Genomic DNA, 19,771 nt, shown 5'->3' on the forward strand with positions numbered 1-19,771 from the left:
TAAGAAAACAATTTCCACAGTATAACGGATAACAGGCATGACACAGGTATACTTAATTCGACATGGTGAAACAGAATGGAATGTTGCTCGCAGAATTCAAGGGCAAACGGACAGTAAATTAACCTCTTTGGGTGAGTTACAGGCCCGCCAGGCGGGTAAACGCTTAAAGAATATGGGCATCACTCATATTATCGCCAGCGATTTGGGGCGAACTCGCCAAACGGCTCAACTACTGGCTGAATATTGCCGTATTGAACCGACTTTTGATTCCCGCCTGCGGGAGTTGAATATGGGGATTCTGGAACAACGCCGTGTCGATTCACTTACGCCAGAAGAAGAACAGCAACGCATGTTGATTCTTGACGGTACGCCAAATGGTCGCATTCCTCAAGGGGAGTCGTTAACCGAGCTTTCAACGCGTATGCGTGCAGCATTAGATGACTGTAAAATGTTACCTGAAGGTAGCCGCCCAATTCTGGTTAGTCACGGTATCGCTTTAGGTAGCCTGTTGGGGAATGTGTTGGGGCTTCCCCCTTATGCGGAGCGTCGTTTACGCTTGCGTAATTGTTCCCTTTCTTTAGTGGAAAGCCAAAACAGCCCATGGCTTGCTCCGGGGTGGATAGTGGAATTTGCCGGAGATACACAGCACCTCACGGCAGATGCACTTGATGAGATCCAGCGCTAGCGCTGGATCGGAATCATATATTCACCGGAAATTACTGCGGGAGCGCTGTCACCAACTTTCACGCCTTTAGGATGGAATATTTCAATATCATAGCCTTTACGGCGTGTCAGCTTCAGAAGCGGCAGGCAGGTTCCGTAAAGCGTCATGACAAATTGCTGTAATCCATCCGGCGGCCCGTTGTAGCGGAACAGGGCATATTCGCCACCCTGAAGTATAATTTCATGGCCTTCAACGCCTGGCGGCACATGTTCCGGCTCAATGGCAGTGGTGTAGAACACTTCCTGCTCATCGTCTTTCTCCTGACTTGGGCGGGTGTGGTTAAGGCCATACAGAATTGGTGGAACTTCAGTCAGGGCATTACCCAAATATTGGGTCCAGAACTGGGTACGAATTGCCGTTTTGGAACGAGATAGTTCTTCCAGAGTACAGGTATAACTCTGGGTCATTCCCACCAGCTGTTTTTCTTCCTGAATCACATATTCTACTGGTACTAAATTGTTGCCGGATAATTTGATCGGCGGACACATACCAATAGCGCTCCATGAATCTGAGCGACGATAGAATGCCGGCGTTTGAGCAAATTGCTTTTTAAATGCCCGGGTAAAAGTCTGTTGGGAATCAAAACGGTACTGTAACGCCACATCCAATATGGGGCGAGCCGTTAGTCTTAAGGCCACGGCAGCTTTAGACAAACGACGAGCGCGAATATAAGAACCAATAGCTTGCCCGGTAATTTCTTTGAACATTCTCTGTAGGTGCCATTTAGAATAGCCTGACTTGGCGGCAACATTATCCAGAGATAATGGTTGATCTAAATGATTTTCTAGCCAGTCTAGAAGATCGTGGATAATACTGGCTTGATCCATAAAAAACTTCCTCATTAATTGGGCGCATTATCTACAGAATTGGCGTAGCTATACTGACTTATAACACTTTATGGTTATTTTTAAACACTACATCGCAAAAAATGTTTTTTAGCAGGTGAAGGATACTGGCGCAATCCTTAGCTTGAAACAAGGTATTACTGTGCTATATCGCAACATTCCCCACGCATCATAGCAATTTTTAAACGCACTGTTCTACGTCTATTTGACATAAGTTTATAGCTATGGTTCAGCGGGTTGCAACCGGGCGTTAGTTGTGTACCGACGGGCTATAATTGCATTAATATAGTAATTAATTGATGTTCACTGGAGATAGGTAATGAAGAAGGCCATTTTAGCACTTTGCTCTGCCACACTGTTTTGGTCTGCCTGCGCTCAATCGGAAGAGATTGGTTCTGTTGATACCGTATTTAAACTGTTGGGGCCTGACCATAAAATTGTCATTGAGGCTTTTGACGATCCTGATGTTCAAAATGTGACTTGTTATCTGAGCCGGGCAAAAACGGGCGGAATAAAAGGAGGGCTGGGATTAGCCGAAGATACGGCTGATGGGGCACTTTCCTGTATTCAAGTGGGACCCATTACGCTGACCGATCGAATTAAAAATCGTAAGGCGGATGGCGAAGAGGTATTTCGCAAACGGACTTCGATAATTTTTAAGAGTATGCAAGTGGTTCGCTTTTACGATAATAAGCGCAATACACTGGTTTATCTGGTCTATTCGGACAAAGTTGTTGATGGTTCGCCTAAAAATGCTATCAGTACCGTGCCTATCATTCCCTGGGGCAGTAGTAACTAGGTTAAATATGTGCAATGGTTAAATTCAGATGATAAAAAAACCAGCATATCTATGCTGGTTTTTTTTGTTCATTATTGCTGATTATTCTTCGAGATCGCCACAAAAGCGGTAACCTTCACCATGAATCGTAGCAATGATTTCCGGTGTATCCGGTGTTGATTCAAAGTGCTTACGGATGCGACGAATAGTCACATCAACCGTACGATCGTGAGGTTTTAACTCACGTCCTGTCATTTTCTTCAGTAACTCTTCACGAGACTGAATTTTGCCTGGATTTTCGCAGAAATGCAGCATCGCGCGGAATTCGCTACGAGGCAATTTGAACATTTCTCCGTTAGGATTAATCAGCGAACGACTATTGATATCCAACGTCCAGCCATTGAACTTGTAGTTTTCAACCAGCTTACGCTCTTCACCACTCACCGCCCCAAGATTCATCGTCCGGGACAGCAGGTTACGTGCACGGATTGTCAGTTCCCGTGGATTAAACGGTTTCGTGATGTAATCGTCAGCACCAATTTCCAGGCCAAGGATTTTATCTACTTCGTTATCTCTGCCGGTTAAGAACATCAATGCAACCGCAGCTTGCTCGCGTAATTCTCGAGCCAGCAGTAGTCCATTTTTTCCAGGCAGATTGATATCCATGATGACCAGATTGATATTATGGTCGGACAAAATCCGATGCATTTCTGCACCATCATTGGCTTCAAAGACAACGTATCCTTCCGCCTCGAAAATGCTTTTTAATGTGTTACGAGTTACTAGTTCGTCTTCAACGATCAGGATATGCGGGGTTTGCATGTCTGTTACCTAATTTGCCAACAAAATCAAATTTAATATTACAGTGGTCTGGTTCTGTTTCTAAAACCATCTATAGCTAAAACAGACTACTGCAGTATAAGGGACGAATCCCCGTGCTATTTCAAATTTCAACACAATCGCTGGTTCGGCCAAGGCAAACTACCTACATACCTGTGATTTGTTAAAACCGATCACTTATTACTCTTTATTGTAGCAGCAATATAACAGGAGTCTTTCTTTTGCCGATCAACAAACTTGTGGCTTGTTGATATATATCAATAATAGTTATAGCACATTAGCTGATTTGTGAGAAAAATCTACAAAAACAATGCATATCACATGCCAGTTTTTGACCTTTTTTTCACAATTCAACCTCAATAAAAACCTTAACTTGAAACATTTGTGCCGTTGTACTTTTCACCAAAACCAAGGCGTGTGTGGCAGCGGGGGGATTTTCCTTCTTTTTATCTTAAAAAGAAATATATTTTAACAAATATTTTTCAATTGCAACTTTTGCGAGTACAAAAACTCATTTAGGATAAATAGAGAGTAGTAAAATGTAATACACTAAATTTACAGTTAAAATCATCAATATTGAGTCTTTTTTCCACTTTTAATCTAATACTGGCTTTTTGTTGCGTTTAGTCACGCTGATTCTGGTTACTCTCAAAATAAGCCTGATATGAATAAAAAATCAGATATTCATGGTTCATGACAACGAATGGTTTTAACTCATTGAATTTATTTTAAAAAAATCTTATTTAAAATAGCGGTATATAGTCAGTACAGGAAAATTATTTTGATGAAATATGAAAAATAAATTGACTCTGAACGGCAATTGCTTTAACCAGTATATAGCGTTAATAAAATAAACCAGAGACAAACACCAAACATGCAAAACGTTAGCCTGATGATTACAATCATTACCACCACCGGTACAACCAGTAGCGGGGCGGGCTGACGCTTACAAGAAATGAAAAAAAGCCCGCACCGTAGAATCGAGTGCGGGTTTTTTTTTGCTGATAATTTACATCATAACTGGATTAAGGCAGGAGAGGCCAAGAGATGCGAGTTCTGAAATTTGGCGGTACATCAGTAGCAAATTCCGAACGCTTTATGCGCGTGGCGGATATCATTGAAAATAATGCGCGTCAGGGCCAGGTTGCTACGGTACTGTCTGCTCCGGCAAAAATTACTAACCATTTGGTTGCCATGATTGAAAAAACGGTAGCCGGTCAGGAAGTCATGACCAATATGATGGATGCCGAACAGATCTTTGCTGAATTGCTTTCCGGATTGGCCAAAGATCAGCCTGGGTTTGAATATGATCGATTAAAGAGCGTTGTGGAGCAGGAATTTGCTCAACTGAAACATGTTTTGCATGGTATTTCTCTGTTGGGCCAGTGCCCCGATAGCGTTAACGCTTCCATTATTAGTCGTGGTGAAAAGCTTTCTATCGCTATTATGGAGTCCGTTTTTCAGGCTCGGGGATATGGCGTAACCGTGATTAATCCAGTTGCGATGTTGTTGGCTCATGGACATTACCTGGAATCTACCGTTGATGTTACGGAATCAACCCGCCGTTTAGTTGAACTGGGTATTCCTGATAATCACGTTGTTCTGATGGCCGGTTTTACTGCTGGTAACGAAAAAGGTGAACTGGTGGTATTAGGGCGTAATGGCTCCGACTATTCGGCAGCGGTTTTAGCAGCCTGCTTGCGCGCCGATAGCTGTGAAATATGGACTGATGTTGATGGCGTATATACCTGCGATCCGCGTTCAGTACCGGGCGCCAAGTTGCTTAAATCGATGTCCTATCAGGAGGCGATGGAGTTATCCTATTTTGGCGCTAAAGTTCTCCATCCTCGCACTATCGCTCCTATTGCCCAGTTCCAAATTCCTTGCCTGATAAAAAATACTGCCAACCCACAAGCCCCGGGTACGCTAATCAGCCGAGAAAGTGGGGACGATCGTTATCCGGTTAAAGGTATAACCAACCTGAACAATATGGCGATGATTAACGTCTCTGGCCCAGGCATGAAAGGAATGGTGGGGATGGCGGCCCGAGTCTTCTCAGTGATGTCCCGCGCCGGCATTTCTGTGGTTCTGATTACTCAATCTTCTTCTGAATACAGCATCAGCTTTTGTGTACCACAGAGTGAATTGGCTCGTGCCAGCCGGGCACTGGAAGATGAGTTCTATCTTGAGTTAAAGGACGGATTGTTAGATCCGTTGGATGTGGTCGACAAACTGGCGATAATTTCAGTGATTGGTGACAATATGCGTACGCTGCGCGGTATGTCTGCACGTTTCTTCAGTGCATTAGCCCGTGCAAATATCAATATTGTGGCGATAGCTCAAGGTTCTTCAGAGCGTTCGATTTCTGCGGTAGTCAGTAATGACTCGGCGACGACTGCGGTGCGTGCCAGCCATCAGGTGCTGTTTGATACTAATCAGGTGTTAGATGTGTTCTTAATCGGCGTTGGTGGTGTCGGCGGCGCATTACTGGATCAAATCTATCGTCAGCAGCCATGGCTGAAACGTAAGAATATCGAACTACGGGTATGTGGCATTGCCAACTCTCGCGGTATGGTTACTAATACGCTGGGAATCGACTTAACTAACTGGCGTGAGGCGCTGGCCGCGGCAGAAGAGCCATTTAATCTGGGACGATTAATTCGTCTGGTAAAAGAGTATCACTTGCTCAACCCGGTCATTGTGGATTGCACATCCAGTCAGGAAGTCGCTTCTCAATATGCGGACTTCCTTGCCGACGGCTTCCATGTAGTGACGCCAAACAAGAAAGCCAATACCGACACGATGAACTACTATCATCAGTTACGGCAAGCGGCCAGCAACGGTAATCGCAAATTCCTTTATGATACTAACGTAGGTGCCGGATTACCGGTTATTGAGAACTTACAGAACTTGCTGAATGCTGGTGATGAACTGATGCGCTTCTCTGGTATTCTTTCGGGCTCGCTGTCGTTCATTTTTGGCAAGCTGGATGAAGGATTAAGCCTGTCAGAAGCGACCCGCCTGGCAAAAGAAAAAGGCTACACCGAGCCGGATCCGCGCGATGATTTATCCGGTATGGATGTGGCACGAAAATTACTGATTTTGGCACGTGAAGCCGGTCACTCGCTGGAGTTAGACCAAATTAAAGTTGAATCTGTATTACCGCCATCTTTTGATGCTGGTGGTGATGTAGCAACCTTTATGGCGCGTTTGCCACAGCTGGATGCTGAGTTTGCCGAGCGTGTAGCCTTGGCGGCCAGCCAGGGCAAAGTGTTACGCTATGTAGGTATGATTGAAGAGGGTGAATGTCGGGTGAAGATTGATGCGGTGGATGATAACGATCCGCTATTCAAAGTGAAAAATGGCGAGAACGCACTGGCATTCTACACCCAATATTATCAGCCACTACCACTGGTATTACGCGGTTATGGTGCGGGTAACGATGTTACCGCCGCCGGCGTTTTTGCCGATATGCTACGTACTCTGTCAGGAAAGCTGGGAGTTTAACATGATAAAAATTTATGCGCCGGCCTCGATAGGCAACGTCAGCGTGGGGTTTGACGTATTGGGCGCAGCAGTATCGCCCATTGATGGAGCACTGCTGGGGGATTGCGTTAGTATTCAATCCGCAGACAGCTTTAGCCTGAGCAATAAAGGGCGTTTTGTTAGCAAGTTACCGACAGAGCCTAAAGAAAACATCGTTTATCAGTGCTGGGAGCTGTTCTGTCAGCGTCTGGGACGTGAACTGCCTGTGGCAATGGTATTAGAAAAGAATATGCCAATTGGTTCCGGACTGGGTTCCAGTGCCTGTTCTGTGGTTGCGGGTTTAATGGCGCTGAATGAATTCTGCGACCGGCCGTTTAATCAGACTGAACTGCTTGGCATGATGGGTGAGCTGGAAGGTCGCATTTCCGGCAGCGTGCATTACGATAACGTAGCTCCTTGCTATTTGGGGGGCATGCAATTGATGCTGGAAGAGAATGGCATTATCAGTCAATCGGTACCCGGTTTTGATAACTGGTATTGGGTGATGGCTTATCCGGGCATTAAGGTTTCGACCGCTGAAGCACGTGCGATTTTACCGGCACAGTATTTGCGTCAGGATTGTATTCGCCATGGTCGCTATCTGGCCGGGTTTATTCATGCCTGTCATACCCAGCAACCAGAACTGGCGGCTAAGTTAATGCAGGATGTGATTGCTGAACCGTACCGAACTCGTTTGCTGCCGGGATTTGCCGAAGCGCGTAAAGCCTCACAGGATATTGGTGCGCTGGCATGCGGTATTTCTGGATCGGGCCCAACACTGTTTGCGGTGAGCGATCGTCTGGAAACGGCACAGCGACTTGCCGACTGGTTAACAAAACACTATGTACAAAATGATGAAGGCTTTGTTCACGTCTGCCGTCTTGATACTGCCGGTGCCCGTAAATTGGATTAATGGAAAATAGCGACACAATGAAACTGTATAATTTAAAAGATCATAACGAACAGGTTAGTTTTGCTCAGGCAGTACGTCAGGGATTAGGTAAACAACAGGGACTCTTCTTTCCGGCTGAGTTGCCTGCTTTTGATAGTTCAGAAATCGATAATCTACTCTCGCTGGATTTCGTAACCCGCAGTGCCCGTATTTTGTCGGCCTATATTGGTGATGAAATATCAGCGGATGCCGTGGCTAAACGAGTGGCTAATGCTTTTCAGTTCCCTGCTCCGGTAGTGGCCGTTGAAAAAGATATTGCGACCTTAGAGCTATTTCACGGCCCGACATTGGCGTTTAAAGATTTTGGTGGTCGTATCATGGCGCAAATGCTGGCCGAAGTGGCTGGTGACACGCCGGTGACCATTCTGACGGCTACCTCCGGTGATACTGGTGCTGCTGTTGCCCATGCATTCTATGGTTTAAAGAATGTGCGGGTAGTGATCCTTTATCCGGAAGGCAAGATCAGTCCATTGCAGGAGAAATTGTTCTGTACCCTGGGTGGCAATATTCATACTGTGGCAGTTGATGGGGATTTTGATGCCTGTCAGGCACTGGTTAAGCAGGCATTTGATGATGAAACGCTGAAGAAAGAGTTGGGCCTTAACTCCGCCAACTCTATTAATATCAGCCGACTATTGGCGCAAATTTGTTATTACTTTGAGGCAGTAGCACAACTGACTCAGGAACAGCGTAACCAGTTGGTGATTTCAGTTCCAAGCGGTAACTTTGGCGATCTGACGGCAGGTTTGTTGGCGAAGTCATTAGGTCTGCCTGTTAAGCGCTTTATTGCTGCCACTAATGCCAATGACACCGTTCCACGTTATTTGGCTAATGGTCAGTGGCAGCCGCACAAAACTGTTGCCACTCTGTCTAATGCTATGGATGTCAGCCAGCCAAATAATTGGCCGCGCATTGAAGAGTTATTTCGTCGCAAAGAGTGGCCTATCAGTTCATTAGGTTATGGTGCTGTTAGCGATGAGACTACGGCTAAAACATTGCGCGAACTGGCGGCATTGGGATACACCTCTGAGCCACACGGCGCCATTGCTTATCGTTTATTGCGTGATGAGCTGAAAGCGGGGGAGTTCGGGTTATTCCTGGGTACCGCTCATCCGGCTAAATTTAAAGAGTGTGTAGAACAAATTCTCGGTACCACCTTGCCGTTGCCAAAAGCTTTGGCCGACAGGGCTGAGTTGCCGTTACTTTCTCACTATTTACCGGCAGATTTCGCACCGCTACGAGCATTCCTGATGGCGTTACCTGCGTAATAATTATTGAATAAAAATGGCCTCCTGATGCACATGCATGGAGGCCATTTTTTTGTCTGTTGTTCTATTGATGGCTATTGTTCAGGACGTTTAAATACCAATTCGTTACCCTGAGATGCGGTTTCATCAAACTGATAGCCTTCCAGATCGAAGTCCACCAGCTGTTCCGGGCGTGTCAGTCGGTTTTTAATAATAAAACGACTCATCAATCCGCGGGCTTTTTTGGCGTAGAAGCTGATGATTTTGTATTTGCCGCTTTTCTGATCCAAAAATACCGGTTTAATAATGGTACCGTCTAATGATTTGGTTTGGACTGATTTGAAGTATTCATCTGAAGCCAGATTAACCAGAATATCGTCACCCTGATCTTTCAGTGCCTGATTTAACTTATCGGTAATTCGTTTGCCCCAAAACTCGTACAGATCTTTACCCCGTTGGTTTTCCAGCTTGGTGCCCATCTCAAGACGATAGGCCTGCATCAGATCGAGCGGACGTAAAACACCATACAGTCCGGATAGCATACGCAAATGCTGCTGGGCGAAATCGAAATCACCTTCGTTAAAATCATCAACGTGCAGGCCGGTGTAAACATCACCTTTAAATGCTAACAGTGCCTGACGGGCATTTTCCGGTGTGAAATCCGGTTGCCATTCCGCAAAACGAGCGGCATTCAGGCCGGCTAACTTATCACTGATACTCATCAAACTGGCGATTTGTGCCGGAGTTAATTTACGACACGCTTTAATTAAAATTTTCGACTGGTCCAGCATTTCGGGTTGTGTGTAACGTTCAGTCACCAGAGGGCTTGTATAATCGAGAGTTTTTGCCGGAGATATAGTAATCAGCATAATCATATCCTGTGATAAATCGTTTTTTGCTACTCTAGCAGAAACTGGCAATGGAAAAAGCGATGGATTTAATAGGGGGCTTAAGAATTCCTTATCACAATGTGACTTTTGTATTATTTATCATTGGGTAACGGTCTTTTTATTAGCAGCGGGAAGATAAATTTGATGACTAAAATCTATGACCCCTACGTTCCATCGTTGCACCCTTGTTAAGTCATGTTATTATCAGGTTAGTCCGATAATACTTCGATGCCTCACAAGCTTAACAAGAGATCTATCATGACAGATAAACTTTCCTCTCTACGTAAAATTACTACCGTTGTGGCTGATACCGGCGATATTGCAGCGATGAAGCTGTATAAGCCTCAGGACGCGACAACTAACCCTTCTCTGATTCTGAATGCTGCTCAGTTACCTGAATATCGTAAGTTGATTGATGATGCGATTGCCTGGGCAAAAAGCCAAAGCAGCGATCGCGCACAACAAATTGTGGATGCATCCGATAAGCTGGCGGTAAACATTGGCCTGGAGATTCTAAAACTGATCCCTGGCCGTATTTCTACTGAAGTTGATGCTCGTCTCTCTTATGACACTCAGGCCAGTATTGTTAAAGCTAAACGCTTAATCAAACTTTATAACGATGCAGGTATCAGCAACGATCGTATTCTGATTAAACTGGCCTCTACATGGCAGGGTATTTGTGCAGCGGCTCAGCTTGAGAAAGAAGGCATTAACTGTAACCTGACTCTGCTGTTCTCCTTTGCTCAGGCTCGAGCTTGTGCTGAAGCAGGCGTGTTCCTGATTTCTCCGTTTGTTGGCCGTATTCTTGACTGGTACAAAGCTAATGGAGATAAGAAAGAGTTCGCACCTAACGAAGATCCAGGCGTTGTTTCTGTAACCAGTATCTACGAATACTACAAACAGCATGGTTACAAAACTGTAGTTATGGGAGCCAGCTTCCGTAATGCCGGCGAAATTCTGGAGCTTGCCGGTTGCGATCGCCTGACCATTGCACCTGCATTATTAAAAGAACTGTCTGAAAGCCAGGGTGAAGTTGAACGTAAACTGGCCTATAGCGGCGCAGTAAAAGATCGTCCGGCACCGCTGAATGAAGCTCAGTTCTACTGGGAGCATAATCAGGACCCAATGGCCGTTGATAAACTGGCAGACGGTATCCGTAAGTTCGCTATCGACCAGGAAAAACTGGAAAAGATGATTGCAGATTTGCTGTAATTGTTTTTGATAAAGATATGAATACCGGTCATCAGGCCGGTATTTTTTTATCTGTGATTCACTGCGGATAATGGCATCCACTGTGCGTGCCGTGCTGCAAAAATAGCGCCAAAAATAGTATGATAGCGCGCGGGTAAGAGCACAGTTTAGTGACAGAGGATTAGATATGAATAAGTTACGCATTGGTTTGGTTTCTATTTCCGATCGTGCATCCAATGGGGTTTATCAGGATCAGGGGATTCCTGCATTGGAATCGTGGCTAAAAACCGCATTGAGTAGTGAATTTGAAACTCAAAGTCGGTTAATTCCTGATGAGCAGTCATTGATAGAAGAAGCGCTGTGTGAACTGGTTGATGAGAGGGGGTGCCATCTGGTTCTTACCACCGGAGGAACCGGCCCGGCTCGCCGAGATGTTACACCTGATGCCACAGTCGCCATTGCCGATCGTATTATGCCGGGATTTGGTGAGCAGATGCGCCAGATCAGTTTGTACTATGTACCTACGGCGATTCTTTCTCGTCAGGTTGGAGTGATCCGTAAACAGGCACTGATTATCAATCTTCCGGGACAGCCAAAATCAATTAAAGAGACGCTGGAAGGGGTGAAAGATAAAGATGGAAAAACCGTGGTATCCGGTATTTTTGCCAGTGTCCCCTATTGTATTCAACTGCTGGATGGCCCTTATGTAGAGACGGATTCGCAAGTGGTAGAATCCTTTAGGCCTAAGAGCGCAATCCGCGATATAAAAGGTTAAATTAAGACTTTTTGCAAAATAAGATTTCCATCTACTGGTGTATCGTAATGAGTACGATATAGTAAAAATTAATTTACAGACCGAAAGTTAATTTTTTTATCAACCTATAGAAAAAGATGGAATTTTATGATTCAGCAACAAAATCGCCGGTTAAACAAACAGGATTATAAAACGCTGACTCTGGCAGCATTAGGCGGTGCGCTGGAGTTTTACGACTTTATTATCTTTGTATTCTTCGCTGTGGTTATCGGTCAACTTTTCTTTCCTGCTGATATGCCCCAATGGCTGGTGCTGATGCAGACCTACGGTATTTTTGCCGCAGGCTATCTGGCTCGCCCGTTGGGGGGAATCATCATGGCTCACTTTGGTGATTTGGTAGGGCGCAAGCGTATGTTCTCTTTGAGCATTTTGCTGATGGCGTTGCCTACACTGGCCATGGGGATGCTACCAACCTATCAATCTATTGGTATTGCGGCTCCACTTTTACTGTTATTGATGCGTATTTTCCAGGGCGCAGCTATTGGTGGTGAAGTTCCGGGTGCCTGGGTGTTTGTGGCGGAACATGTACCTTATAAACGTATCGGTATTGCCTGTGGTGTACTGACCGCGGGTCTGACGGTTGGGATCTTGCTGGGTTCTTTTGTTGCCACCATGATCAACTCTATGATGAGTGTGGAAACGATTCATAATGGCGGATGGAGAATACCTTTCTTCCTGGGCGGTATTTTTGGTCTGATCGCTATGTATTTGCGCCGTTGGTTAAAAGAAACGCCAATATTTATCGAGATGCAACAACGTAAAGCGTTAGCAGCAGAACTGCCATTAAAATCAGTGGTAGTGAACCACACCCGAGCGGTAACGGTTTCTATGCTACTTACCTGGTTACTTTCTGCCGGTATTGTGGTGGTTATTCTGATGACGCCAAACTACCTGCAAACTCAATTTGGTATTGAGCGAGTCATTGCGCTGAAAGCTAACAGCATGGCGATTATTTCACTGTGCGTGGGCTGTGTCATTGCAGGTATGGCGGCTGACCGTTTTGGTGCCAGCAAAACCTTTATTGGTGGTGGTTCGCTGCTGGCCGTTGCCAGTTGGACGTTTTACCATTCGGCAACCAATGTTGATCTACTGTTTATTACTTACAGTATCGCCGGGTTGTGTGTGGGTGTGGTAGGCGCGGTTCCTTATGTCATGGTACGAGCATTTCCGGCAGAGGTTCGCTTCTCGGGTATTTCTTTCTCTTATAACGTGTCCTATGCCATTTTTGGTGGTTTAACGCCGATATGTGTCACTTATTTGATGAAGTTCACACCAATGGCTCCTGCATATTATGTTCTGGCGCTATCGGTGATGGGAATATTGTTGGGAATTTATCTGCGTAACGATTTGAGAGCGACGGATAGCATTGCGCAACACAGTGATTCAGAGTTAGAGAAGGCGCCAGTAACGGCGATATAAGCGAAGCTTATGGTGTTCAGTTAAAAGCCATCTGTTATGCAGGTGGCTTTAGATTGATGACAAAGTCTGATAGTTCCACTTTGTCCCTAAAGATAACCAATCGTTGGGAGGGATGGGTGTTGGGGTCGTAGCAGTTTTAGCTGCCAGACAAACAGGCAAAGCCTGTTTGAACAGCGCTTGCGCTGGCCCGAAGGGTGAAACACCGCAAGGTGTTTCATAACCGCCCCTAACCCAGCCAGGCCCAACGCACTCTGCGGCTAAGTACAGATGGTCTTCCGGTCGAGCACCAAGTCAATATAAGCATTTTGAATTTTACGACCGGAATATTCTCAAATGCTGATTTATTAGGTTTGTCAGCACTCTGAAACTATCGGTTATACAAGTGGCTTTAATATTAAAGACATTTAATAAATTTAGTTTGCCCATCGGCCTGTATGCCTTCCTCAATCCATCCTAAATAGTGATAGAATCCATTGGCTCTCACATCAAGATTACTATCCGTTTCCAGCCATATTTGGGAGCATCCCATCTCTGCCAGCCATTGTTCCGCTGCAATCATCAGCTGTCGACCGATTCCCCGGCCTTCAAAATCGGGCTCAACGAAAAGTGCAAAAATAGTCGATTCAGTAGCATTAGCCATGGCAAAAGCCACGATTTTCTGTTCATTCTCTGCAACCCAACCACGTCCCTGATCGATTAACATAGCAGGAAGTGATTGATGAGTGATTCCATGGGCGCTCAGCGCTTCCTGCGTCATTTTATTGTCATTAACGCTGAGTCGTACGCGGAACATCTCTGTTACGTCATCAGGAAGTGCGATTCTTATTTGCATCGGTTATTTCCTGTTTCTTGAGTGATGAGAAGAATACAAACGAAAACGCCTGCATTAAGCAGGCGTTTTTTAGTGACGAATAAAACGAGGATTAACCTGCTTTACGTTCACCAATTGGCAGAACAGTACGACCATACTGTTCGTTCAGCACTTCTGCCATTGCCAGATAAATTGCGCTGGCGCCACAAACGATACCAACATAACCGGCGACGTTCAACAGACCAGTATTAGCGGTAATGTTACCGATAGATAACATAAAGAACAGTACCGTCAGGCTGGCAAAGACAAACTGTAAGCCACGGTTAGCGCGCAGGGTACCGAAGAACATAAACAGAGTGAAGATGCCCCATAGCGCTAAATAGATACCCAGGAAGGTAGCATCAGTAGCATGTGCATGTCCGACTTCCGGGAGCAACCAGATACCCACTAAGGTCATCCAGAAAAAACCATAAGAAGTGAATGCGGTAACGCCAAAGGTATTACCTTTTTTGAATTCTAAAATACCGGCAATAACCTGTGCCATACCACCATAAAAAATACCCATAGCAATAATCGCTGTGGTTACCGGAAAGAAACCGGCGTTATGGATATTTAATAAAATAGTGGTCATCCCAAATCCCATTAATCCTAGTGGACCTGGGTTTGCTAATTTATTCGAGTGCATATTTCCTCTGTACTCACGAATGCTGATTTAATAAGTGGATTTTTATCCGCATAGAGGCGGAATTAACTAACAACGACCACGGGTAAATAACACCGCGTATTACACGTGAGCGCGCATAATAATGAGGCATGAGTCACGAAACAATGGTTTTGATCAGGATTAATGCGAAATTTTTTTTATTTGCCCCCCTTGATGCGAGATTTGCCGCCCCCATCTTATGAACAACGGTGAAGCAAGCCTATGGATGTAAGACTTTTATTGGTAGTTGAAAAGTCATTTTACACCCCCATATAGGTGAGTATGTGAACGAATATAGTTTTTAAGTGGAGAACATGTAATGGGTAAAATTATTGGTATTGACCTGGGTACAACGAACTCATGTGTTGCTGTAATGGACGGCACACAGGTTCGCGTAATTGAGAACGCGGAAGGGGATCGTACAACTCCGTCAATTATCGCGTATACCCAGGACGGCGAAATTCTGGTTGGTCAGCCTGCTAAACGTCAGGCGGTGACTAACCCACAAAATACACTTTTCGCAATTAAGCGTCTGATTGGTCGTCGTTTTGGTGACGAAGAAGTTCAGCGTGACCGTGACATTATGCCTTTTAAAATCATTGGGGCAGACAACGGTGATGCATGGGTTGAAGTAAAAGGTCAGAAAATTGCACCACCTCAGATTTCTGCTGAAGTTTTGAAAAAAATGAAGAAAACAGCAGAAGACTTTTTAGGTGAGCCAGTAACCGAAGCGGTAATTACCGTTCCGGCTTACTTTAACGATTCTCAACGTCAGGCAACTAAAGATGCCGGTCGTATCGCTGGTTTAGATGTAAAACGTATCATCAACGAACCAACCGCAGCGGCTCTGGCCTATGGTCTGGATAAAGAGATGGGCAACCGCACTATCGCCGTGTATGACTTAGGTGGTGGTACATTCGATATCTCTATTATTGAAATTGATGAAGTTGACGGCGAAAAAACCTTCGAAGTATTGGCAACCAACGGTGATACTCACTTAGGTGGTGAAGACTTTGATACCCGTCTGATCAACTATCTGGTTGATGAGTTCAAAAAAGAGCAAGGCTTTGATTTACGTAATGACCCACTGGCGATGCAACGCCTGAAAGAAGCGGCAGAAAAAGCGAAAATCGAACTCTCTTCTGCTCAACAAACGGATGTTAACCTGCCGTACATTACTGCAGATGCAACCGGCCCTAAACATATGAATATTAAAGTGACTCGTGCAAAACTTGAGTCACTGGTTGAAGACTTAGTTAACCGCTCTTTAGAGCCGTTAAAAGTAGCATTAAAGGATGCTGGCCTGTCAGTAAATGAAATCGACGATGTTATTCTGGTCGGTGGTCAAATCCGTATGCCATTAGTACAGAAGAAAGTATCAGATTTCTTTGGTAAAGAGCCGCGTAAAGATGTTAACCCGGACGAAGCAGTAGCTATCGGTGCTGCGGTTCAGGGTGGTGTGTTAGCGGGTGATGTAACTGACGTATTGCTGTTAGACGTGACGCCTCTGTCTCTGGGTATTGAAACCATGGGCGGCGTGATGACTTCACTGATTACCAAGAACACCACTATCCCGACTAAACATAGTCAGGTGTTCTCAACGGCTGAAGACAACCAGTCTGCGGTAACTATCCATGTTATCCAGGGTGAGCGTAAGCGTGCGGCAGATAACAAATCACTGGGTCAGTTCAATCTGGACGGGATTCAGGCAGCACCACGCGGTATGCCGCAAATCGAAGTCACGTTTGATATCGATGCTGATGGTATTCTGCACGTATCGGCAAAAGATAAAAACAGCGGTCGTGAGCAAAACATTACCATTAAGGCTTCTTCTGGTTTGAACGAAGAAGAAATCCAAAAAATGGTACGTGAAGCAGAAGCTAACGCGGACGCTGACCGTAAATTCGAAGAGCTGGTTCAAACGCGTAACCAGGGTGACCACCTGTTGCACAGTACTCGTAAGCAAATTACGGAAGCGGGCGACAAGTTACCAGCGGATGATAAGACTGCCATTGAAGCTGCGTTAAGCGCGCTGGAAACTTCACTGAAAGGTGAAGATAAAGCAGATATCGAAGCGAAAATCCAGGCGCTGGTTGAAGTCTCTGGCAAGCTGATGGAAATGGCTCAACAGCAACATGCTGAAACCGCATCAGAAGGCGCACAAAGCGCGCCAGGTAAAGATGACGACGCCGTTGACGCTGAATTCGAAGAAGTTAAAGACAAGAAGTAATCGCCCTTAAGCGGGCACGGTAATGATGCTTAAATTGTGGTATCGTTAACGGAACTTGGCACGGGCGTTGAGGTAACTCTACGCCCGTGTACGCATATATAGGGTAAAGTCCACAGATGGCGAAGAAAGACTATTACGAAGTCCTGGGCGTAGGCCGTGACGCTGATGAGCGTGAGATAAAGAAGGCTTATAAACGCTTAGCGATGAAACATCACCCAGACAGAAACCAGGGTGATAAAGACTCTGAAGAGAAGTTTAAAGAGATCAAAGAAGCGTATGAAATTCTGACCGATGCGCAGAAGAAAGCCGCTTACGATCAGTACGGTCATGCCGCTTTTGAACAAGGCGGCATGGGCGGTGGTGGTTTTGGTGGCGGCTTCAGCGGCGGCGGTGACTTTAACGATATCTTTGGTGATGTATTTGGCGATATCTTTGGTGGTCGTCGTCAACGCGCAAGCCGGGGTTCTGACCTGCAATACACCATGACATTAACGCTGGAAGAAGCGGTTCGTGGTGTCGCTAAAGAGATCCGTATTCCAACGCTGGCTGAGTGTGATGTTTGCCACGGTAGCGGTGCGAAAGCCGGAACCAGTTCAACCACCTGCTCAACCTGCCATGGTGCCGGTCAGGTTCAGATGCGTCAGGGCTTCTTTGCGGTACAGCAAACCTGTCCAACCTGTCATGGTCGCGGCAAGATCATTAAAGATCCATGCAATAAATGTCATGGTCAGGGTCGGGTAGAGAAGACTAAAACGCTGTCGGTTAAGATCCCGGCTGGCGTTGATACCGGAGATCGTATTCGTCTGTCTGGCGAAGGTGAAGCCGGAGAGAACGGAGCACCGGCAGGCGATCTATACGTTCAGGTTCAGGTGAAACAGCATCCAATCTTTGAACGTGATGGTAATAACCTCTATTGTGAAGTGCCGATTAACTTTGCAATGGCCGCTTTAGGTGGCGAAATTGAAGTCCCTACGCTGGATGGCCGGGTAAATCTGAAGGTTCCGGCAGAAACCCAAACCGGTAAGCTGTTCCGCATGCGCGGAAAAGGCGTGAAATCGGTTCGCGGTGGAAGTCAGGGCGACCTGCTGTGCCGCGTTGTTGTTGAGACGCCGGTTAAGCTTAATGAGAAGCAAAAAGAGCTATTACGCGAACTTGAAGAATCCTTAGGTGGTGAAAAGGGGGCTAAAAATAGCCCACGTTCTAAGTCATTCTTTGACGGCGTGAAGAAGTTTTTTGATGATTTGGCTGGCTAATCATTTAGCATCTTATTGTCAGGATAAAAGTCCCCGAATGTGTTTGGGGACTTTTTTTTGCCTGAAATAAAACGCGTAACGGGTTAGTTTTCTTGTTTAATAGTTAATAACAACTAAGCGTTTCATTTTGAAAGATTATCAATGTTATATCATGATTAATAATAATATTTTAGTTTGTCTGCTATAAGTAACTCTGGATATAGGTATCATTTAAAACTACTTTTTGTAAAATTATGGATTCTTAGTCTATTTTTAAGGCTATAGGTGAAATTTTATAGTATTATCCGATAGTGCAAAATTGAATAATAACATTAAGGTATCTTGTTATAAGGTATTAAAGGAGCCGTTCTTATCATGACTCACTACTTGCGCCAGTTTCTAAAGTTAGAAGCGTCAGGCGGGATTTTACTGATTATTGCAGCATTCATTGCCATGGTTATGGCGAATTCCCCTTTACAGACTGCCTATGAAGGCTTTTTGCATTTACCGATAATCATCAAGATAGCGGCTCTGGACTTAAGTAATTCCTTGGCTCACTGGATCAACGATGGTTTGATGGCGATCTTCTTTTTGGTCATTGGACTGGAAGTCAAAAAAGAGCTGATAGAAGGATCGCTGGCGGGAAGGGACAAGGCCATGTTCCCGGTAGTAGCAGCGATAGGGGGAATGGTTCTTCCGGCGTTAGTTTATCTGATATTTAATATGGATGATGTGGTAACCCGTACCGGTTGGGCGATTCCCGCGGCAACTGATATTGCTTTTGCGCTTGGGGTAATGGCATTGTTAGGAAGTCGGGTACCAACCAGTCTGAAAGCTTTTTTAATGGCGTTAGCGATTATTGATGACTTGGGGGCGATAATTATTATTGCTCTGTTTTATACCAAAGAGTTGTCAATGGTTGCTTTGGCAGGAGCCGCCGTGACGATTGCTATCATGGCAGTGATGAACTGGCGTGGAGTAGGTAACAAACTGGCCTATATCATTGTTGGCGCAATACTCTGGGTATTTATGCTTAAGTCAGGTGTACATGCTACGTTAGCGGGCGTCATTACCGGCTTCTTTATTCCACTTAATGGCTCAGAAGGCAGTAAGCCGCTGGATAGCTTGATTCATCAGTTGCACCCCTGGGTCACCTACTTTATTTTACCGCTGTTTGCATTTGCCAATGCCGGTGTTGCTTTGACAGGCGTTACGCTAAACTCACTGGGTGGTATTTTACCATTAGGAATTATGTTGGGCTTGGTTGTTGGTAAACCGCTTGGAATCTTCGGTTTCTGCTGGGTTGCGTTAAAAACTGGTTTAGTAAAAATGCCGGAATCTATTCAGTTAAAACATATTTTCTCTGTTTCTGTGCTCTGTGGTATTGGCTTTACTATGTCTATTTTTATCTCTTCTCTGGCATTTGAGGGTTTATCCGCTGAATACATTACCTATTCACGTTTAGGTATTCTGATTGGTTCAACGGTGGCTGCTGTATTGGGATATTTCCTACTAAAAATATCATTATCGAAATTATCGCCACACAAAGTGTGATGCAGTAAAAGAATAA

The 19,771-nt window shown here is 45.2% G+C and carries 16 protein-coding genes and 1 other annotated feature; of the genes, 11 read left to right on the forward strand and 5 right to left on the reverse strand.

What is annotated here, in order from left to right; genetic code table 11:
* Positions 1–37: 37 nt before the first annotated feature.
* On the forward strand, positions 38–685 hold the full coding sequence (gene gpmB / locus I2494_RS05745) for a 2,3-diphosphoglycerate-dependent phosphoglycerate mutase GpmB (RefSeq protein WP_218466146.1): 648 nt from the start codon (positions 38–40) through the stop codon (positions 683–685).
* Here gpmB and robA read toward each other — a convergent pair.
* Positions 682–1,551: an MDR efflux pump AcrAB transcriptional activator RobA gene (robA, locus tag I2494_RS05750; RefSeq protein WP_218466147.1), complete on the reverse strand. Its 870-nt coding sequence runs from the start codon at positions 1,549–1,551 to the stop codon at positions 682–684. The genes gpmB and robA overlap by 4 nt on opposite strands.
* Positions 1,552–1,888: 337 nt before the next feature.
* Between robA and creA the strand changes: the two genes are divergently transcribed.
* The gene (gene creA, locus I2494_RS05755; protein ID WP_218466148.1) at positions 1,889–2,368 is read left to right on the forward strand and encodes a protein CreA; all 480 of its coding nucleotides are present in this window, start codon (positions 1,889–1,891) and stop codon (positions 2,366–2,368) included.
* An 81-nt stretch (positions 2,369–2,449) separates the two neighbouring features.
* Here the strand turns inward: creA and arcA are convergent, their stop codons facing one another.
* The gene (gene arcA / locus I2494_RS05760) at positions 2,450–3,169 is read right to left on the reverse strand and encodes a two-component system response regulator ArcA (protein ID WP_130592399.1); all 720 of its coding nucleotides are present in this window, start codon (positions 3,167–3,169) and stop codon (positions 2,450–2,452) included.
* A gap of 899 nt (positions 3,170–4,068) precedes the next feature.
* Positions 4,069–4,188: a sequence feature (Thr leader region), on the forward strand.
* A gap of 46 nt (positions 4,189–4,234) precedes the next feature.
* Between arcA and thrA the strand changes: the two genes are divergently transcribed.
* The 3 genes from thrA to thrC are packed head-to-tail and all read left to right on the forward strand — an operon-like array spanning position 4,235 to position 8,932.
* Complete coding sequence (gene thrA / locus I2494_RS05765; RefSeq protein WP_218466149.1) at positions 4,235–6,694, forward strand: bifunctional aspartate kinase/homoserine dehydrogenase I; 2,460 nt, start codon at positions 4,235–4,237, stop codon at positions 6,692–6,694.
* Between the two features lies 1 nt (position 6,695).
* Complete coding sequence (gene thrB / locus I2494_RS05770; RefSeq protein WP_218466150.1) at positions 6,696–7,625, forward strand: homoserine kinase; 930 nt, start codon at positions 6,696–6,698, stop codon at positions 7,623–7,625.
* A 17-nt stretch (positions 7,626–7,642) separates the two neighbouring features.
* The gene (gene thrC / locus I2494_RS05775; RefSeq protein ID WP_218466151.1) at positions 7,643–8,932 is read left to right on the forward strand and encodes a threonine synthase; all 1,290 of its coding nucleotides are present in this window, start codon (positions 7,643–7,645) and stop codon (positions 8,930–8,932) included.
* Positions 8,933–9,006: 74 nt separating this feature from the next.
* On the opposite strand, the gene yaaA is transcribed toward thrC, so the two are convergent.
* Positions 9,007–9,780: a peroxide stress protein YaaA gene (gene yaaA, locus I2494_RS05780; RefSeq protein WP_218466152.1), complete on the reverse strand. Its 774-nt coding sequence runs from the start codon at positions 9,778–9,780 to the stop codon at positions 9,007–9,009.
* Between the two features lie 279 nt (positions 9,781–10,059).
* On the opposite strand from yaaA, the gene tal reads away from it, so the two are divergent.
* The 3 genes from tal to I2494_RS05795 all read left to right on the forward strand — a co-directional run bounded on the left by tal (position 10,060) and on the right by I2494_RS05795 (position 13,225).
* The gene (tal, locus tag I2494_RS05785; protein WP_218466153.1) at positions 10,060–11,013 is read left to right on the forward strand and encodes a transaldolase; all 954 of its coding nucleotides are present in this window, start codon (positions 10,060–10,062) and stop codon (positions 11,011–11,013) included.
* 166 nt (positions 11,014–11,179) lie between these two features.
* Positions 11,180–11,767: a molybdopterin adenylyltransferase gene (mog, locus tag I2494_RS05790; protein ID WP_218466154.1), complete on the forward strand. Its 588-nt coding sequence runs from the start codon at positions 11,180–11,182 to the stop codon at positions 11,765–11,767.
* Between the two features lie 126 nt (positions 11,768–11,893).
* Entirely contained in the window at positions 11,894–13,225 is a 1,332-nt protein-coding gene (locus tag I2494_RS05795) for an MFS transporter (protein WP_218466155.1), read from the forward strand.
* Between the two features lie 394 nt (positions 13,226–13,619).
* On the opposite strand, the gene I2494_RS05800 is transcribed toward I2494_RS05795, so the two are convergent.
* Together I2494_RS05800 and satP are read right to left on the reverse strand one after the other, a co-directional pair.
* Complete coding sequence (locus I2494_RS05800) at positions 13,620–14,057, reverse strand: GNAT family N-acetyltransferase (RefSeq protein ID WP_218466156.1); 438 nt, start codon at positions 14,055–14,057, stop codon at positions 13,620–13,622.
* A gap of 91 nt (positions 14,058–14,148) precedes the next feature.
* A complete protein-coding gene (gene satP, locus I2494_RS05805) occupies positions 14,149–14,721 on the reverse strand; it encodes an acetate uptake transporter (RefSeq protein WP_218466157.1) in 573 nt (190 codons plus the stop codon).
* 337 nt (positions 14,722–15,058) lie between these two features.
* On the opposite strand from satP, the gene dnaK reads away from it, so the two are divergent.
* The 3 genes from dnaK (at position 15,059) to nhaA (ending at position 19,755) form a co-directional block, all read left to right on the forward strand.
* A complete protein-coding gene (dnaK, locus tag I2494_RS05810; protein WP_218466158.1) occupies positions 15,059–16,969 on the forward strand; it encodes a molecular chaperone DnaK in 1,911 nt (636 codons plus the stop codon).
* A 116-nt stretch (positions 16,970–17,085) separates the two neighbouring features.
* Positions 17,086–18,222 (forward strand): molecular chaperone DnaJ, encoded by a 1,137-nt coding sequence (dnaJ, locus tag I2494_RS05815; RefSeq protein WP_218466159.1) that lies wholly within the window; start codon positions 17,086–17,088, stop codon positions 18,220–18,222.
* 354 nt (positions 18,223–18,576) lie between these two features.
* A complete protein-coding gene (gene nhaA, locus I2494_RS05820) occupies positions 18,577–19,755 on the forward strand; it encodes a Na+/H+ antiporter NhaA (protein ID WP_218466160.1) in 1,179 nt (392 codons plus the stop codon).
* Positions 19,756–19,771 lie beyond the last annotated feature (16 nt).

The sequence above is a fragment of the Limnobaculum allomyrinae genome, from assembly GCF_016649425.1.
GTDB classification, from domain to species: Bacteria; Pseudomonadota; Gammaproteobacteria; order Enterobacterales; family Enterobacteriaceae; genus Limnobaculum; species Limnobaculum allomyrinae.

Coding starts and splice junctions, on each gene's coding strand:
- gpmB (WP_218466146.1), top strand. CDS start 38: ATGACACAGGTATACTTAATTCGACATGGTGAAACAGAATGGAATGTT.
- robA (WP_218466147.1), bottom strand. CDS start 1,551: ATGGATCAAGCCAGTATTATCCACGATCTTCTAGACTGGCTAGAAAAT.
- creA (WP_218466148.1), top strand. CDS start 1,889: ATGAAGAAGGCCATTTTAGCACTTTGCTCTGCCACACTGTTTTGGTCT.
- arcA (WP_130592399.1), bottom strand. CDS start 3,169: ATGCAAACCCCGCATATCCTGATCGTTGAAGACGAACTAGTAACTCGT.
- thrA (WP_218466149.1), top strand. CDS start 4,235: ATGCGAGTTCTGAAATTTGGCGGTACATCAGTAGCAAATTCCGAACGC.
- thrB (WP_218466150.1), top strand. CDS start 6,696: ATGATAAAAATTTATGCGCCGGCCTCGATAGGCAACGTCAGCGTGGGG.
- thrC (WP_218466151.1), top strand. CDS start 7,643: ATGAAACTGTATAATTTAAAAGATCATAACGAACAGGTTAGTTTTGCT.
- yaaA (WP_218466152.1), bottom strand. CDS start 9,780: ATGCTGATTACTATATCTCCGGCAAAAACTCTCGATTATACAAGCCCT.
- tal (WP_218466153.1), top strand. CDS start 10,060: ATGACAGATAAACTTTCCTCTCTACGTAAAATTACTACCGTTGTGGCT.
- mog (WP_218466154.1), top strand. CDS start 11,180: ATGAATAAGTTACGCATTGGTTTGGTTTCTATTTCCGATCGTGCATCC.
- I2494_RS05795 (WP_218466155.1), top strand. CDS start 11,894: ATGATTCAGCAACAAAATCGCCGGTTAAACAAACAGGATTATAAAACG.
- I2494_RS05800 (WP_218466156.1), bottom strand. CDS start 14,057: ATGCAAATAAGAATCGCACTTCCTGATGACGTAACAGAGATGTTCCGC.
- satP (WP_218466157.1), bottom strand. CDS start 14,721: ATGCACTCGAATAAATTAGCAAACCCAGGTCCACTAGGATTAATGGGA.
- dnaK (WP_218466158.1), top strand. CDS start 15,059: ATGGGTAAAATTATTGGTATTGACCTGGGTACAACGAACTCATGTGTT.
- dnaJ (WP_218466159.1), top strand. CDS start 17,086: ATGGCGAAGAAAGACTATTACGAAGTCCTGGGCGTAGGCCGTGACGCT.
- nhaA (WP_218466160.1), top strand. CDS start 18,577: ATGACTCACTACTTGCGCCAGTTTCTAAAGTTAGAAGCGTCAGGCGGG.